Annotated in this window: 14 protein-coding genes, 1 pseudogene and 1 riboswitch; of the genes and pseudogenes, 8 read left to right on the forward strand and 7 right to left on the reverse strand. The window is 70.2% G+C overall.

The annotated features are described in order from the left end of the window. The first annotated feature begins 33 nt into the window (after positions 1–33). Complete coding sequence (gene nagB, locus ACFYYJ_RS36265; RefSeq protein WP_385128501.1) at positions 34–819, forward strand: glucosamine-6-phosphate deaminase; 786 nt, start codon at positions 34–36, stop codon at positions 817–819. A 90-nt stretch (positions 820–909) separates the two neighbouring features. On the opposite strand, the pseudogene ACFYYJ_RS36270 reads toward nagB, so the two are convergent. Further along, a pseudogene (locus tag ACFYYJ_RS36270) lies at positions 910–1059 on the reverse strand (ABC transporter permease); the annotation flags it as partial. 116 nt (positions 1060–1175) lie between these two features. Between ACFYYJ_RS36270 and ACFYYJ_RS36275 the strand changes: the two are divergent. Continuing rightward, positions 1176–1814 carry a hypothetical protein gene (locus ACFYYJ_RS36275; RefSeq protein WP_389138583.1) on the forward strand — a complete coding sequence of 213 codons (639 nt, stop codon included), beginning with the start codon at positions 1176–1178 and terminating at the stop codon, positions 1812–1814. On the opposite strand, the gene ACFYYJ_RS36280 is transcribed toward ACFYYJ_RS36275, so the two are convergent. The 4 genes from ACFYYJ_RS36280 to ACFYYJ_RS36295 form a co-directional block, all read right to left on the reverse strand. Continuing rightward, a complete protein-coding gene (locus ACFYYJ_RS36280) occupies positions 1798–3279 on the reverse strand; it encodes a glycoside hydrolase family 3 protein (RefSeq protein ID WP_389138586.1) in 1482 nt (493 codons plus the stop codon). The two genes, ACFYYJ_RS36275 and ACFYYJ_RS36280, sit on opposite strands and share 17 nt — an antisense overlap. Before the next feature lie 7 nt (positions 3280–3286). Beyond that, positions 3287–4105 carry a carbohydrate ABC transporter permease gene (locus ACFYYJ_RS36285; protein ID WP_385128531.1) on the reverse strand — a complete coding sequence of 273 codons (819 nt, stop codon included), beginning with the start codon at positions 4103–4105 and terminating at the stop codon, positions 3287–3289. Positions 4106–4191: 86 nt separating this feature from the next. Next, on the reverse strand, positions 4192–5211 hold the full coding sequence (locus tag ACFYYJ_RS36290; protein ID WP_385128503.1) for a carbohydrate ABC transporter permease: 1020 nt from the start codon (positions 5209–5211) through the stop codon (positions 4192–4194). A 129-nt stretch (positions 5212–5340) separates the two neighbouring features. After that, on the reverse strand, positions 5341–6624 hold the full coding sequence (locus tag ACFYYJ_RS36295) for an extracellular solute-binding protein (protein ID WP_389138590.1): 1284 nt from the start codon (positions 6622–6624) through the stop codon (positions 5341–5343). 288 nt (positions 6625–6912) lie between these two features. Here ACFYYJ_RS36295 and ACFYYJ_RS36300 point away from each other — a divergent pair, with 288 nt between their 5' ends. From ACFYYJ_RS36300 to ACFYYJ_RS36310, 3 genes are all read left to right on the forward strand, one after another. Then, the gene (locus tag ACFYYJ_RS36300; RefSeq protein ID WP_215146782.1) at positions 6913–7677 is read left to right on the forward strand and encodes a GntR family transcriptional regulator; all 765 of its coding nucleotides are present in this window, start codon (positions 6913–6915) and stop codon (positions 7675–7677) included. Between the two features lie 136 nt (positions 7678–7813). Continuing rightward, a complete protein-coding gene (locus ACFYYJ_RS36305; protein WP_389138594.1) occupies positions 7814–10036 on the forward strand; it encodes a carbon starvation CstA family protein in 2223 nt (740 codons plus the stop codon). Beyond that, positions 10033–10227 (forward strand): CstA-like transporter-associated (seleno)protein, encoded by a 195-nt coding sequence (locus ACFYYJ_RS36310; RefSeq protein ID WP_389138598.1) that lies wholly within the window; start codon positions 10033–10035, stop codon positions 10225–10227. Before ACFYYJ_RS36305 ends, ACFYYJ_RS36310 begins: the two co-directional genes overlap by 4 nt. A gap of 49 nt (positions 10228–10276) precedes the next feature. Here ACFYYJ_RS36310 and ACFYYJ_RS36315 read toward each other — a convergent pair whose 3' ends face one another. Further along, positions 10277–10861 carry a Uma2 family endonuclease gene (locus ACFYYJ_RS36315; protein ID WP_389138601.1) on the reverse strand — a complete coding sequence of 195 codons (585 nt, stop codon included), beginning with the start codon at positions 10859–10861 and terminating at the stop codon, positions 10277–10279. 78 nt (positions 10862–10939) lie between these two features. On the opposite strand from ACFYYJ_RS36315, the gene ACFYYJ_RS36320 reads away from it, so the two are divergent. The 3 genes from ACFYYJ_RS36320 (at position 10940) to ACFYYJ_RS36330 (ending at position 15136) form a co-directional block, all read left to right on the forward strand. After that, positions 10940–11434 (forward strand): GNAT family N-acetyltransferase, encoded by a 495-nt coding sequence (locus ACFYYJ_RS36320; protein ID WP_389138604.1) that lies wholly within the window; start codon positions 10940–10942, stop codon positions 11432–11434. Positions 11435–11510: 76 nt separating this feature from the next. Further along, positions 11511–11566: riboswitch (cobalamin riboswitch) on the forward strand. Positions 11567–11729: 163 nt separating this feature from the next. Continuing rightward, complete coding sequence (locus tag ACFYYJ_RS36325) at positions 11730–14117, forward strand: ribonucleoside-diphosphate reductase subunit alpha (RefSeq protein WP_389138607.1); 2388 nt, start codon at positions 11730–11732, stop codon at positions 14115–14117. Then, positions 14117–15136, forward strand: a complete 1020-nt coding sequence (locus ACFYYJ_RS36330) for a ribonucleotide-diphosphate reductase subunit beta (protein WP_385128510.1) — start codon at positions 14117–14119, stop codon at positions 15134–15136. The genes ACFYYJ_RS36325 and ACFYYJ_RS36330 overlap by 1 nt, the downstream gene beginning before the upstream one ends. On the opposite strand, the gene ACFYYJ_RS36335 is transcribed toward ACFYYJ_RS36330, so the two are convergent. Further along, a complete protein-coding gene (locus ACFYYJ_RS36335; protein WP_385128511.1) occupies positions 15088–15285 on the reverse strand; it encodes a hypothetical protein in 198 nt (65 codons plus the stop codon). The genes ACFYYJ_RS36330 and ACFYYJ_RS36335 overlap by 49 nt on opposite strands. Positions 15286–15294: the final 9 nt, after the last annotated feature.

The following is a 15294-nucleotide window of genomic DNA, read 5'->3' on the forward strand; positions in this document are numbered from 1 at the left end:
CCACCACCCGCACTCGAGATCGGCAGGCCCCGCGTGGAAGTTGTCATCGTCCCGAACGCCAAGGCAGGCGGCGAGCTCATCGCGGAGGCCATGGCCGCCCTGGTCCGCCGCAAGCCCGACGCCCTCCTCGGCGTGGCGACCGGCTCCACCCCGCTGCCCATCTACGAAGCACTCGCCGCCAAGGTAGCGGCGGGCGAGGTGGACGCCTCCAAGGCCCGCATCTGCCAGCTCGACGAGTACGTCGGCCTGCCGGCCGGGCACCCCGAGTCCTACCGGGCCGTCGTGCTGCGCGAGGTCGTGGAGCCCCTCGGTCTGTCCGAGGCCTCCTTCATGGGCCCCGACGGCTCCGCCGAGGACATCGTCGCCGCCTGTGAGGCGTACGACCGGGCGCTCGCCGCGGCCGGCGGCGTCGACCTCCAGCTGCTGGGCATCGGCACGGACGGGCACATCGGCTTCAACGAGCCCTGTTCCTCCCTCGCCTCCCGCACCCGGATCAAGACGCTGACCGAGCAGACCCGCGTGGACAACGCGCGCTTCTTCGACGGCGACCTGGACCAGGTGCCCCACCACGTCATCACCCAGGGCATCGGCACCATCCTCGACGCCCGCCACCTGGTCCTCCTGGCCACCGGCGAGGGCAAGGCCGAGGCCGTCGCGCAGACCGTCGAGGGCCCGCTGTCCGCGCTGGTCCCGGCTTCGGCGCTGCAGCTGCACGCGCACGCGACCGTGGTCGTGGACGAAGCCGCCGCCTCGAAGCTGAAGCTGGCGGACTACTTCCGGCACACCTACGCCGAGAAGCCGTCCTGGCAGGGCCTGTAGCCGACGTCCGAAGGGCCGGACCCCCGCCTCGCGGGGGGGTCCGGCCCTTCGTCGCGTTCCGCCCCCGCCCGCGGGGACGGCCGGCCCGGATCAGCGGCGGAGCGCCTCCGCGGGCTCGATCCGCGCCGCCCGCCAGGCCGGGTAGAGACCGGCCGGCAGTCCGGTGAGCAGCCCCACGAGGGGCGCGGTGGCGACGGTCGCGGGGTGGAGCACGGGGGTCCAGTCCCGGACCACCGCCACCCCGGTACGGAATCGCCGATCCCGCGTACGCCGCGCGGTACGGCTACGACAAACGGGCCGGGGCGGGACCTCGTGCCAAGCCGGCCCGCCCGGAGCTCAGCGACAGTGCCCTGGTCGTGCTGAAGGGGCTGAACCCCGGCGAAAGCGTGGGGAGCCGGCCCGACGCCGCCTCCGACGAGGAGGCCGCGCAGACCGACAGCGGCATCAGCGTCGGCGGGAAACCGGTCCCGCCGGGCGGTTGCGGACGCGAGGGATACCGCAAGCTCTACGCGCCGACCAAGGACAGCGTGGACCTGCTGTTCGCCTTCGGCCTGTCCACCCAGGCCTTCGACCGGGCCGAGAACGACTCCCGGGTCCGGGACGTCACGGCCAAGTGGTCCGCGTGCATGGCCGAAGCGGGCTACGCGGGCGTCGAGACCCCGTACGACGTGGTCGAGAAGCTCGGCCTGACGGAGGACAAGGGCGGGGCCCGGGCGGTCGCCGCCGCCGTCAAGGACGTCGCGTGCAAGCGCGAGGTGAACCTCGTGGGCGTGTCGACCGGCCGCGGTCGAGACGGCCTACCAGAACCGGCTGGTGGAGGAACACGCCGAGACGCTCGCGCTCTACAAGAAGCAGCGGGACGCCCGGTTCAAGCTGGCCGCCTCGATGTCCTGACGTCCCGTCCGACGTCCGGACACGGCGCACGCCGAAGGGCCGGACCCCCCTCCTCGGGGGTCCGGCCCTTCGGGGCAGCGGCGGCTACGCGCCGGCGATGACCTCGGCGGCGGCGCGGCCGCAGACGCGGGAGGCGCCGTGCGTGGCGATGTGCAGCGCCCCACGGGGCTCCGCGCGCGGCAGGCCCATCTCCACCACCACCGTGTCCGGCCGGGCGGCGACCAGCGCGTCCAGGACCCGCGTCATCCACGCGTGCCGGTGCGCGTCGCGGACCACGGCGACGACCGGTCGCTCCCCCGCCGCCGCCAGGACGTCCGCGGCCGTGGCGCCCTGCGGGTAGACGCCCGCCTCCGTGCCCGGGAGCAGCGAGGCCAGCTCCGCCGCCACGCCCCAGGGGGTCTCGTCGCCCACCGCGATGTTCGCGACGGGGGCGAGCGTGGCGACGTACGGGGTGGTCAGCGGCTTCGCCTCGCCGGTGACGACGAGGGCCCGGCGGGCGGCGGTCAGGCCGATGCCGGACGCGCGGCTCCCCTCCTGCCCCGCGTCCGGCCTGGCCCGACGGGTCCATTCGGCGAGCGAGCGGACCCGGGCGGCGGCGTCGGCGAGCCGCTCCTCGGCGAGCGTGCCCTCGCGGACGGCCGTGACCAGTGCGTCCCGCAGCCGCAGGACGGTCGCCTCGTCGGCGAGTCCGCCGCCGACGCAGATGGCGTCGGCGCCGGCGGCGATGGCGAGCACGGAGCCGCGTTCGATCCCGTACGTCCCGGCGATGGCGTTCATCTCCATGCCGTCGGTGACGATGAGGCCCTCGTAGCCGAGCTCCCCGCGCAGCAGGCCGGTGAGGATCTGCGGGCTGAGGGTCGCCGGGCGGGTCGGGTCGAGGGCGGGCACCAGGATGTGCGCGCTCATCACGGCCTTGGTGCCGGCCTCCATCGCGGCCTTGAACGGGACCAGTTCGCGCGCGGCCAGGGTGGCCAGGTCGACGTCGATGCGCGGCAGCGCGTGGTGCGAGTCGACGCTGGTGTCGCCGTGGCCCGGGAAGTGCTTGGTGCAGGCGGCGACGCCGGCGGCCTGGAGGCCCTCGACGTAGGCGGCGGTGTGCCGGGCGGCGAGGTGGGTGTCGGCGCCGAAGGACCGTACGCCGATGACCGGGTTGTCCGGGTTGGAGTTGACGTCCGCGGACGGGGCCCAGTTGAGGTTGACCCCGCACTCGGCGAGGCGGCGGCCCAGCTCGCGTGCCACCTCGCGGGTCAGCGCGGTGTCGTCGACGGCGCCGAGGGCCAGGTTGCCGGGGAAGGAGGAACCGTCCCGTACTTCGAGGCGGGTGACGTCGCCGCCCTCCTCGTCGATGGCGACGAGGACGTCGTCGCGCTCGGCGCGCAGTTGCGCGGTCAGCGCGGCGAGCTGTTCGGCCGAGGCGATGTTGCGGCCGAAGAGGCCGACGGCGGTGAGGCCTTCGCGGACCTGTCGCAGCAGCCAGGCGGGGGCGGTGGTGCCCTCGAAGCCGGGCTGGAGGACCGCGAGGGCGTCCCGGGTCAGCGTGCCGGTGTGGTGCGCAAGGACAGTCATGGTGCCGTTATCCCTTCACGGCGCCGGAGGTCATGCCGCCGACGGCCTTGCGCTGGAGGAAGATGAAGATCAGCAGGACGGGGACCGCGAAGAGCGAGGACGCTGCCATGGTGGCGCCCCAGTCGTTGCCGAAGGCCGTCATGAACTCGGTCAGCCACAGCGGCAGGGTCTGGGCGGTCTTGTCCTTGTTGAGGATCAGGACCATCGCGAACTCGTTCCAGGCGGTGATGAAGCCGAAGAGCGAGGTGGACATCAGGCCGGGGGCCAGCAGGGGGAAGATGACCTTGCGGAAGGCCTGGCCGCGGGTGCAGCCGTCGATCTGGGCCGCCTCCTCCAGGGTCACCGGGACGGCGGCGATGAAGCCGCGCAGGGTCCAGATGGTGAAGGGGAGGATCATCACGAAGTAGATGGCGGTGAGCAGCGGGAGGCTGTTCAGCATCTCGCCGTCGCGGGCGATCATGTACATCGCGATGACCATGACCTCCCAGGGGGCCATCTGGGCCATCATCACCGTGAGGACGAGTCCCTTGCGGCCCTTGAACCGCATCCGGGCGATGGCGAAGCTCGCGGCGAGGGCGACGAGCAGGGCCAGCAGGACGGCGCCGACGGTGACCAGGACGCTGTTGGTGACGTACGTCCAGAAGTTCTCGACCCCGGTGGCCTTGGCGAAGTTGTCCAGCGTCGGCGTGAAGACGAAGACGGGGTCCTTCGTCAGCATCTGGTCGGACGGCTTGAGCGCCGAGGAGAACATCCAGTAGACGGGGAAGACGAAGACCAGGGCCAGCAGGAGCGCGCCGAGGTTCTTGGCGACGGCTCCGGGGCGCAGCGGGCGACGCGTACGGAGCTTCTGCGCGGGCGCGGGCCGGGTTCCGGCGGGCTGCGGGGCGGTGGCCTTCGGGGCGGTGGTCGTGCTCACTGCTCCTCCTCCTGCTTCAGGATCAGGCGGAAGTAGAAGGACATGACGATCACGAGGATGAGGATCGTCAGGACGGAGATCGCGGCGGCGAGGCCGTAGTGGGCCTGGCTCTGGCCCTCGACGTAGGCGAAGACGGGCAGGATCTCGGAGGCGCGGTCGGGGCCGCCCTTGTTCATCGCGTAGACCTGGGTGAAGGCCTTGAAGACCCAGATCACCTCGAGGAACGTGGTGATGAGGAAGAAGGGCTTGAGGTTCGGGAAGACGATCTTCCAGAAGGTCTGCCAGCCGTTGGCGCCGTCCATCCGCGCGGCCTCGTACAGCTCGGCGCCGACGGTGGTCAGTCCGGCGTACATGTTGAGTGCGACGAAGGGGATGGAGCCCCAGACGACCAGGACGGTGACGATGACCAGGGTGGACAGGCCGGTGGCCATCCAGTTGTGCTGGTCGTAGCCGGAGAACCCGGCGGTGCGCATGACCCAGTTCATGACGCCGAACTGCTCGTCGAACAGCCACTTGAAGACCTGTACGGAGGCGACGATCGGCATGGCCCAGGCCATCACCAACGCCATCGACAGGACCAGGCGCATCCACTTGCCGAGCTTGTTCAGCAGGATGCCGATGAGGCTGCCGAGCACCATGATCAGTGCGACGTTGGCCAGGGTGAAGGCGAAGCTGCGGACCACGACGGTCCAGAAGTTCGAGTCGCCGAGCAGCTCGGTGTAGTTGGCGAAGCCGGCGAAGGGGTACTTCCGCTGGATGAACTCGATCTTGTTGATGTCCTGGAAGGACAGGATCACGTTCTTGATCAGCGGGTAGAGCAGGAGGGTCGCGAGGCTGAGCACCGCGGGCCCGACCAGCAGGTAGGGCAGCCACCCCGAGGGGAGCGGCTTTCTGCCCCCGCGAGGAGACGGACGACTGGGGCCGGTCCGGGTGGCGTTCGCCTCGGGACGTCCGGCGGACTCGAGTGGTGCGTCCTCTGGAGCGCTGGTCGCCGCTCCCTGGGAGTGCACGGTCATGGCTGGCTTCCTCGCGGTTGACTGTGGAGTCAAATGCGCGACCGGGGGCACGGCAGGCGTCTGGGCGCCTGCCGTGCCCCCCGGTGCGTTCACACTGCTGGGTAGTGCTTGGTGCGGTACTGCGGGGTGTTACTTGTTGATGCGCTTGGTGATCTCCGCGTCCGCGGCCGCGCCCGCCTTGGCGGCGTCCTCACCGTTCAGGACCTTGGTCATGAACTCCTTGACCGGGTTCGGCTCGGTCTCGACGTTCGCCCAGCCCGCGGTCACCGGGGTGATCTTGCCGTTGGCGCCGGCCTTGGCCATCGACTCGGCGAAGGAGCCCGCGGCGGGGGCGAAGTTCGCACCGGCCTGGTTCGGGAGCAGCGCGCCCTTGGTCTCGGCCGCGTACTTGGTCATCTGGTCCTTGCCTGCGGCGAGGGCCAGCCACTCCTTGGCGAGCTCCTTGTTCTTGGAGCGCTCGGCCACGGCGAGGTTGGAGCCGCCGAGGAAGACGGTGCCGGGCTTGTCGGCGGTCTTGCCCGGGATCGGGAAGTAGCCGAAGTCGGCCTCCTTGCCCGCGTCCTTCAGGGCCTTCTCCGCTCCGGCGGCCTCCCAGCCGAGACCGATCCAGGAGGCGACGCCGCCCTTGGGGACGATGTCCGTGGACTGCTGCGGGGTGGCCTCGTCCTTGTCCTTCGGGGCGGTGGAGAAGGAGGCGAGCTTCTTGTAGAACTCCATCGCGGAGGCGGCCTGCGGGGTGCCCAGAGCACCCTTCCACTTGCCGCCGTCCTTGACGGCCAGGTCGCCGCCCTCGTCCCAGACGAAGCCGGCGAGGACGTACCAGCTCTGGCCGGGCAGGTAGATCGGCTGCGTGGCCGGGTCGGCCGCCTTCAGCTTCTCCAGGCCGGCCACCCACTCGTCGCGGGTCTTCGGCGCGGTGACGCCGGCCTTCTCGAAGGCCTTCTTGTCATAGACGACGACGCGGTTGGCCGCGTACCAGGGAGCGGAGTAGAGCTTGCCGTCGATCTCGGACGAGGACGTCATGCCCTTCGACCAGGCGTCGCCGCCGAGCTTGGCCTTGTCCTTCGTCAGGTCGGCGAGGCCGCCGGTGACCGCGTAGCCGGCGGTCTGGGTGTTGCCGAGCTCGATGACGTCCGGCGGGGTGTTCTCGGAGAGGGCCGTGGTGACCTTCTCCTGGATGCCGGTCCACTTCTGCTCCTCGACCTTGACCGTGACACCGGGGTGCTTGGCCGAGAACTCCTTGTTGACCTCGTCGAGCCAGGCCTTGGGCGCGGAACCGTCCATCAGCCAGACGGTGATCTCCTTGGCGCCACCCGCGTCGGTCTTCGCCTTGTCGTCGCTGCCGTTGCCGCACGCCGCGACTCCGACCATCATGCCCGCGACACCGACCGCCGCAATGAGCTTGCGCTTCACGCCACCCTCCTCGGGGATGCTGCCTGCAACTTCCCTCGCCCGCCGCGGTGACGTACCAAGTACTGCCCGTGGGGCCGGGATCCGATCCATATTGGTGTAGACCAGTAGCTGGAGCTTGGCCTAGACCTTTAGGGGTGTCAAGGGTCTAATGAGCGGGTGTCCGGTCCGTTATCGGACCGACACCTGGACAGAGATCAGGGCTGTCCCCCCGCACGTGTCACGATGTGACCGCACATATCGGAGGAGCCGGTGACGGCAGCGAAACTGGAGTCGGGAAGGCGGGCGGCGATGGCCACCGAAGGGGCGATCACGGAGCCGGAAGGCGGGGCGGCGACTCGCACGGCACGTGTACCCAAGTACTACCGACTCAAGCGGCACTTGCTCGACATGACCGAGACCCTGCCGCCCGGCACCCCGGTCCCGCCGGAGCGCACGCTCGCGGCCGAATTCGACACCTCGCGGACCACCGTGCGCCAGGCCCTCCAGGAACTGGTCGTGGAAGGACGACTGGAGCGGATCCAGGGCAAGGGCACCTTCGTCGCCAAGCCCAAGGTCTCCCAGGCGCTGCAACTCACCTCTTACACGGAGGACATGCGCGCCCAGGGTCTGGAACCGACCTCCCAGCTCCTGGACATCGGCTACGTGACGGCCGACGACACCCTCGCCGGGCTGCTGAAGATCAACACCGGTGGACGGGTGCTGCGCATCGAGCGGCTGCGGCTGGCCAGCGGAGAGCCGATGGCCATCGAGACCACCCACCTCTCGGCCAAGCGCTTCCCCGCGCTGCGCCGTTCGCTCGCCAAGTACACCTCGCTCTACACGGCCCTGGCCGAGGTGTACGACGTACACCTGGCCGAGGCCGAGGAGACCATCGAGACCTCGCTGGCCACCCCGCGCGAGGCCGGCCTGCTCGGCACCGACGTCGGCCTGCCGATGCTGATGCTCTCCCGGCACTCCCTGGACGCCGACGGCGAACCGGTGGAGTGGGTGCGGTCCGTGTACCGCGGCGACCGCTACAAGTTCGTCGCCAGGCTGAAGCGCCCCGCGGTCTGACGCACCCGGCCGCCCGCGAGACCCGTCCGGCAGACGCCCTCCCCATACCGTTATGCGGACGGGGTCTTACGCTGACCGGCCAATTCCCCGTAGATTCCCTGCGCTTACGCAGATGATCGACGAGGGGACGAGGGTCATGGCTGAACCGGAAGCAACAGGGACACGACGGGACGTGGCGAGTCCGGGCACCACGCCCGGCTCGCCCTCCCCGAAGTCCGTCGCCGCATGGGTGCTCGTCGCGCTCGTCGGCGCCATCGGCTGGGGCGTGCTCGCCCTCTCCCGCGGCGAGGAGATCTCCGCCGCCTGGCTGCTCGCCGCCGCGGTCGGCTCGTACGCGATCGGCTACCGCTTCTACGCGCGTTTCATCGCGAACCGCGTACTGAAGGTGGACCCCACCCGGGCCACCCCGGCCGAACGCCTCGACAACGGTGTCGACTTCCACCCCACCGACAGGCGGGTCCTCTTCGGCCACCACTTCGCCGCCGTCGCCGGCGCCGGCCCGCTCGTCGGCCCGGTGCTCGCCGCACAGATGGGCTACCTGCCGGGCACGATCTGGATCGTCGCGGGCGTCATCTTCGCCGGCGCCGTCCAGGACATGGTCACGCTGTTCTTCTCCACCCGCCGCGACGGCCGCTCGCTCGGCCAGATGGCCCGTGACGAGATCGGCCCGATCGGCGGAGCCGCCGCCCTGGTCGCCGTGTTCACCATCATGATCATCCTGCTGGCGGTGCTCGGCCTGGTCATCGTGAACGCCCTGGCGCACTCCCCGTGGGGCGTCTTCTCCATCGGCATGACCATCCCGATCGCCCTCTTCATGGGCTTCTACCTGCGCGTACTGCGCCCGGGCCGGGTCACCGAGGTCTCCGTCATCGGTGTCGCCCTGCTGCTCCTCGCCATCGTGGCGGGCGGCTGGGTCGCCGAGTCCTCGCTCGCGTCCACCTTCACCCTGGAGAAGGAGACGCTGGTCATCTGGATGATCGGCTACGGCTTCATCGCGTCGGTGCTGCCGGTGTGGATGCTGCTCGCGCCCCGCGACTACCTCTCCACCTTCATGAAGGTCGGCACCATCGCGCTGATGGCGGTGGGCGTGGTCATCGCCATGCCGACCCTGAAGATGCCCGCGGTCACCGACTTCGCGTCCCGCGGCGACGGCCCGGTCTTCGCCGGTTCGATGTTCCCCTTCGTCTTCATCACCATCGCGTGCGGGGCCCTGTCCGGCTTCCACTCGCTGGTCGCCTCGGGCACCACCCCGAAGATGATCCAGAAGGAGACCCAGGTCCGGGTCATCGGCTACGGCGCGATGCTCACCGAGTCGTTCGTCGCCATCATGGCGATGATCGCGGCCACCATCATCGATCCCGGTCTCTTCTTCGCGGTGAACTCCCCCGGCGGCGTCATCGGCACCACGGTCCAGAGCGCCTCGGAGGCAGTGACCCACCTCGGCTTCGCCATCAGCCCGGAGGCCCTCGCGCAGGCGGCGAAGGACGTCGAGGAGGCGAGCCTGCTCTCCCGCACCGGTGGCGCGCCGACCTTCGCACTCGGAATGTCGGAGATCTTCTCGTCCGTGATCGGCGGCGCGGGGATGAAGGCCTTCTGGTACCACTTCGCCATCATGTTCGAGGCGCTGTTCATCCTGACGACCGTCGACGCGGGCACCCGCGTGGGGCGGTTCATGCTCCAGGACACCCTCGGCAACGTGCACAAGTCCTTCAAGGACATCAGCTGGAAGCCCGGCGTGTGGATCGCGAGCGCCGTCGTCGTCGGCGGCTGGGGCTACTTCCTGTGGGTCGGCATCAAGGACCCGCTGGGCGGCATCAACCAGCTCTTCCCGCTGTTCGGCATCGCGAACCAGCTCCTCGCCGCCGTCGCCCTGGCCGTCTGCACCACGCTGCTGGTCAAGTCCGGCCGGCTCAAGTGGGCCTGGGTGACGGGCGTTCCGCTGGCGTGGGACGTGGCCGTGACGCTGACCGCGAGCTACCAGAAGGTCTTCTCGGACGACGTGAAGGTCGGCTTCTTCGCGCAGCGCGACAAGTACCAGGGCGGGATCGACGCGGGCAAGGTGCTGCCGCCCGCCAAGAACATGGACGACATGCACACCGTGGTCACCAACGCCACGGTGGACGGCGTCCTGTCGGCGCTGTTCGCGGTGCTGATCATCATCGTGCTGGCCGACGCCGCCCGGACCTGCCTGAAGGCCGTCTCCGACCCGGAGTCGGTGCGGCTGGCCGAGGTCCCGTGGAGCGAGTCGAAGATCATCGCCCCGGCCGGCCTGATCCCGACCGCGGCCGAGCGGGCCGAGCTCGCCGCGGCGGGCCTGGACTCGGGCGGCGGACGGGCAAAGGAACCGGCGGCGTCATGAGTCTGCGCGGCGCGCTGGCCCGCGCCCGGTACTTCGTACGGGAGTTCTCGGGCGAGGCGGCGTACGACCGGTACGTCGCCCACGCCCGCTCCCACGACCCGGACGCCGAGGTCCTCACCAGGCGCGCCTTCGAACGCGCCCGCACGGACTCCCGCGAGGCCGACCCCCGCGAGGGCTTCCGCTGCTGCTGAGCGCACCGTGCCGAAGGCCCCGCCACATCCGGCGGGGCCTTCGGGTCGTTCAGCGCACCCAGTCCTTGAGGGGTTCGGTCTGGAGGGTGATGCCCACGGGGTCGGGGAGCGAGACGTCCTTACCGAAGGGCAAGGTGCGCACGGTCTCGTACCGCCGCCCGTCGGGCTCGCTGTGCACCGAGACCTCGCACTTGTCCCTATCGATCAGCAGGTAGACCGGGATGCCTGTTGCCGCGTAAGCGCGGGGCTTCTCGATCCGGTCGCGCCGGTCGGTGTCGGAGTCCCACGAAGTCACCTCGACGACCATGAGTACCGGATCGGGGTCGACCCACTCACCCTGGCCGGCGAACGCTCCCGAGGGAGCCAGCGCCGCATCCGGAATCGCCCGGCCGGCCCGATACTCCTCCACTTTGATCCCCTGCCCCGGATGCAGCCAGAGCTCGGGCCGGTGCTGCATGCAGATCCGCATGAGCCACTGAATGATCATCCCGTGGTCGCCATCCGGCAACGCCTTGCTCCTCAGCTTCCCGTCGATGAACTCCAGCCTCAACCCCTCCATCCGGTTGCGAGCTATCAGGGCGAGTTCCTCGAACTCCTCAGTCAGCATGTGGGGCCGGTCGGTCATCACGGTCATGCCTCGCTCGCCTTCCTCGACGGTGCTGCCTCCGACGATAGCGCCGACCGCCGACACCCGTCCGGCACACTCGACCGCATGGACATCCTGATCAGGGCGGCCCGACCCGCCGAATACGAACAGCTCGGCGAGATCACCGCGCAGGCCTACCTGGGCGACGGACTCCTCGGCTCCGGCGAGGCGTACTACGCGGGCGTGCTGCGCGATGTCGCCGGGCGGGCCGGCGACGGCGAGGTACTCGTCGCCGTCGACGAGGGCACCGTCCTCGGCGGGGTGACCTTCGCCCCGCCCGGGAGCCCGCTCGCCGACATCGCCGGGCCCGGCGAGGCCGAATTCAGGATGCTGGCCGTCTCCCACGAGGCGCGCGGACGCGGCGCCGGCGAGGCCCTGGTGCGGGCCTGCACGGCCCGGGCCCGGGAGCTGGAGGGCGTCACGCACCTCGTGCTCTCGACGCAGCTCGGCATGAAGGGCGCCCAACGGATCTACGAACGCCTCGGGTTCGTCCGCACCCCGGAGCGGGACTGGGCGCCCGTTCCGGGGCTGACGCTGCTCACCTACCGTCTGGAGCTGTAGCCACGCCGACACAACATGTGGGGGGTCGCGCATCCGCGGCCCCCCACATGTATGCTCATCCTCGCTGTCGCCGCAGGGGAATCCGGTGTGAATCCGGAACTGTCCCGCAACGGTATGAAAAGTCCGAGGACCTGCCGACGGTGCATCCGGGTCGACCGAACCGGGTGCCGATACGTCCGGGCCTCGAGGTTGGGCCGGTGGACGCCGTGCGGTGTTACGCGTACCTGCCACGCCCGCACGTGCTCCCCCGCGTCCGCCCGCCGTCGACCGGGCCGAGCGAGGGAGAGCTCCCGCCGTGACCATCGCGCCTTCCGCACCGCGCGCCGAGTCCGTTTCTGGCGACAACACCGAGGGCCCGGGGGCCGCGCTGCTGCGCACCCTCACCGAACTGACGGCGGACCTCCCCGACACCGACCCCGGCCGGGTGGCCGCCGCCGCACTGCGCGGCCGCAGCTCCGCCGCCGACGAGGCCGAGCTGCGCGGCCTGGCCACCGAGGCCGCCGCCGGCCTGATCTCCGAGGACCCGGCGTACTCGAAGCTCGCCGCCCGGCTGCTGACGCTGGCCGTCCGCGAGGAGGCCGCCGGTCAGGGCTCCACGTCCTTCTCCGGCTCCGTCGAGGTCGGCCACCGCGAGGGGCTGATCGCCGACCGCACGGCCGAGTTCGTACGCGCCCACGCGGCCCGGCTCGACGCGCTGGTCGAGTTCTCCCTCGCCGAGGGCGCGGACGACCGCTTCGGCTTCTTCGGCCTGCGCACCCTGCACAGCCGCTACCTGCTGCGCCACCCCATCACCCGCCAGGTGATCGAGACCCCGCAGTACTTCATGCTCCGCGTCGCCTGCGGTCTCGCCGAGGACGAGTCCGTCCAGGCCGTGGAGGAGGTCGCCTCCCTCTACCGGCTGATGAGCCGCCTGGACTACCTGCCGTCCTCCCCGACGCTCTTCAACTCCGGCACCCGGCACCCGCAGATGTCCTCCTGCTACCTGCTGGACTCCCCGCTGGACGAGCTCGACTCGATCTACGACCGCTACCACCAGGTCGCCCGCCTCTCCAAGCACGCCGGCGGCATCGGCCTCTCGTACTCCCGCATCCGCGCCCGCGGTTCCCTGATCCGCGGCACCAACGGCCACTCCAACGGCATCGTGCCGTTCCTGAAGACGCTCGACGCCTCCGTCGCCGCCGTGAACCAGGGCGGCCGCCGCAAGGGCGCCGCCGCCGTCTACCTGGAGACCTGGCACGCGGACATCGAGGAGTTCCTGGAGCTCCGCGACAACACCGGTGAGGACCAGCGCCGTACGCACAACCTGAACCTCGCCCACTGGGTGCCGGACGAGTTCATGCGCCGCGTGAACGCCGACGCCGACTGGTCGCTGTTCTCCCCGGCCGACGTCCCCGAGCTGGTCGACCTGTGGGGCGACGCGTTCGACGCCGCCTACCGCAAGGCCGAGGAGTCGGGCCTGGCCCGCAAGACCATGCCCGCCCGCGACCTCTACGGCCGGATGATGCGCACCCTCGCGCAGACCGGTCAGGGCTGGATGACCTTCAAGGACGCCTCCAACCGCACGGCGAACCAGACCGCCGAGCCGGGCACGGTCGTCCACTCCTCCAACCTCTGCACCGAGATCATCGAGGTCACCAACGACGGCGAGACCGCCGTCTGCAACCTCGGCTCGGTCAACCTGGGCGCCTTCGTCCTCGCCGAGACGGGCGAGATCGACTGGGAGCGGATCGACGAGACCGTCCGCACCGCCGTCACCTTCCTCGACCGCGTGGTGGACATCAACTTCTACCCGACCGAGCAGGCGGGCCGCTCCAACGCCCGCTGGCGGCCGGTCGGCCTGGGCGCCATGGGCCTCCAGGACGTCTTCTTCAAGCTGAAGCTGCCCTTCGACTCCCCCGAGGCGAAGGCCCTGTCCACCAAGCTCTCCGAGCGCATCATGCTCGCCGCGTACGAGGCCTCCTGCGACCTCGCCGAGCGCAGCGGCCCGCTGCCGGCCTGGGAGCAGACCCGCACCGCGCGCGGCGTCCTGCACCCGGACCACTACAAAACCGAGCTGAACTGGCCGGAGCGCTGGGACGCCCTGCGCGCCCGCGTCGCGAAGAGCGGCATGCGCAACTCCCTCCTCCTCGCGATCGCCCCGACCGCGACGATCGCCTCGATCGCCGGCGTGTACGAGTGCATCGAGCCGCAGGTCTCCAACCTCTTCAAGCGCGAGACCCTGTCGGGCGAGTTCCTCCAGGTCAACGGCTACCTGGTGGAGGAGCTGAAGCAGCTCGGCGTGTGGGACGCCCAGACCCGCGAGGCGCTGCGCGACTCCTCCGGCTCGGTCCAGGGCTTCGGCTGGATCCCGGCGGAGGTCCGCGAGCTGTACCGCACGGCGTGGGAGATCCCGCAGCGCGGCCTGATCGACATGGCGGCGGCCCGTACGCCGTTCCTCGACCAGTCCCAGTCGCTGAACCTGTTCCTGGAGACGCCCACCATCGGCAAGCTCAGCTCGATGTACGCGTACGCCTGGAAGCAGGGCCTGAAGACCACGTACTACCTGCGCTCGCGCCCGGCGACGAAGATCGCCCGCGCCGCGCAGGCCGCCACCGCCGCTCCGGTGGCGCTCCCGCAGGCCGTCGACGCCGATGCGCTGGCCTGCTCCCTTGAGAACCCCGAGTCCTGCGAGGCCTGCCAGTAATGAGCACCACCCAGTCCGCCAAGAACCTCCTGGACCCGGGCTTCGAGCTCACGCTCCGCCCGATGCGCTACCCCGACTTCTACGAGCGCTACCGGGACGCCATCAAGAACACCTGGACCGTCGAGGAGGTCGACCTCCACTCGGACGTCGCCGACCTCGCGAAGCTGACCCCGGCCGAGCAGCACATGATCGGCCGCCTGGTCGCGTTCTTCGCGACGGGCGACTCGATCGTGTCGAACAACCTGGTCCTCACGCTCTACAAGCACATCAACTCCCCGGAGGCGCGCCTGTACCTGTCGCGCCAGCTGTTCGAGGAGGCCGTGCACGTCCAGTTCTACCTGACGCTGCTCGACACCTACCTGCCCGACCCGGACGACCGCGCGGCGGCCTTCGACGCGGTCGAGGAGATCCCCTCCATCCGCGAGAAGGCGCAGTTCTGCTTCAAGTGGATGGACTCGGTCGAGAAGATCGAGCGGCTGGAGAACGCCGCCGACCGGCGGCGCTTCCTGCTGAACCTGATCTGCTTCGCCGCGTGCATCGAGGGCCTGTTCTTCTACGGCGCCTTCGCGTACGTGTACTGGTTCCGCTCCCGCGGTCTGCTGCACGGCCTGGCCACCGGCACCAACTGGGTGTTCCGTGACGAGAGCTGCCACATGGACTTCGCCTTCGCGGTCATCGACACCGTCCGCAAGGAGGAGCCGGAGCTCTTCGACGAGGAACTCCAGCAGCAGGTCACCGACATGCTGAAGGAGGCCGTCGAGGCGGAGCTCCAGTTCGGCCGCGACCTGTGCGGCGACGGCCTGCCGGGCATGAACACCGAGTCGATGCGCGAGTACCTGGAGTGCGTCGCCGACCAGCGCCTGGTCCGCCTCGGCTTCCCGCCGGTGTACGGCTCGCAGAACCCGTTCTCCTTCATGGAGCTGCAGGGCGTCCAGGAACTGACGAACTTCTTCGAGCGCCGCCCGTCGGCCTACCAGGTCGCGGTCGAGGGCACCGTCGACCTGGACGAGGACTTCTGAGTCTTCCGGACCTCCGCCCGTGATCGGCCGGCGGCTGCTTCGTGCAGCTGCCGGTCGATCCTGCGTTCCCGGGCGATTCCGTACAGGGCGGGGCCGGCGAGGAGTGCGGCGACGGCGAGGACGACGAGGTAGTTCAAGATCGTGGTCATGGCTCCACT

Origin of the sequence: Streptomyces sp. NPDC002467, from assembly GCF_042889825.1 — a bacterium.
Classification (GTDB): domain Bacteria; phylum Actinomycetota; class Actinomycetes; order Streptomycetales; family Streptomycetaceae; genus Streptomyces.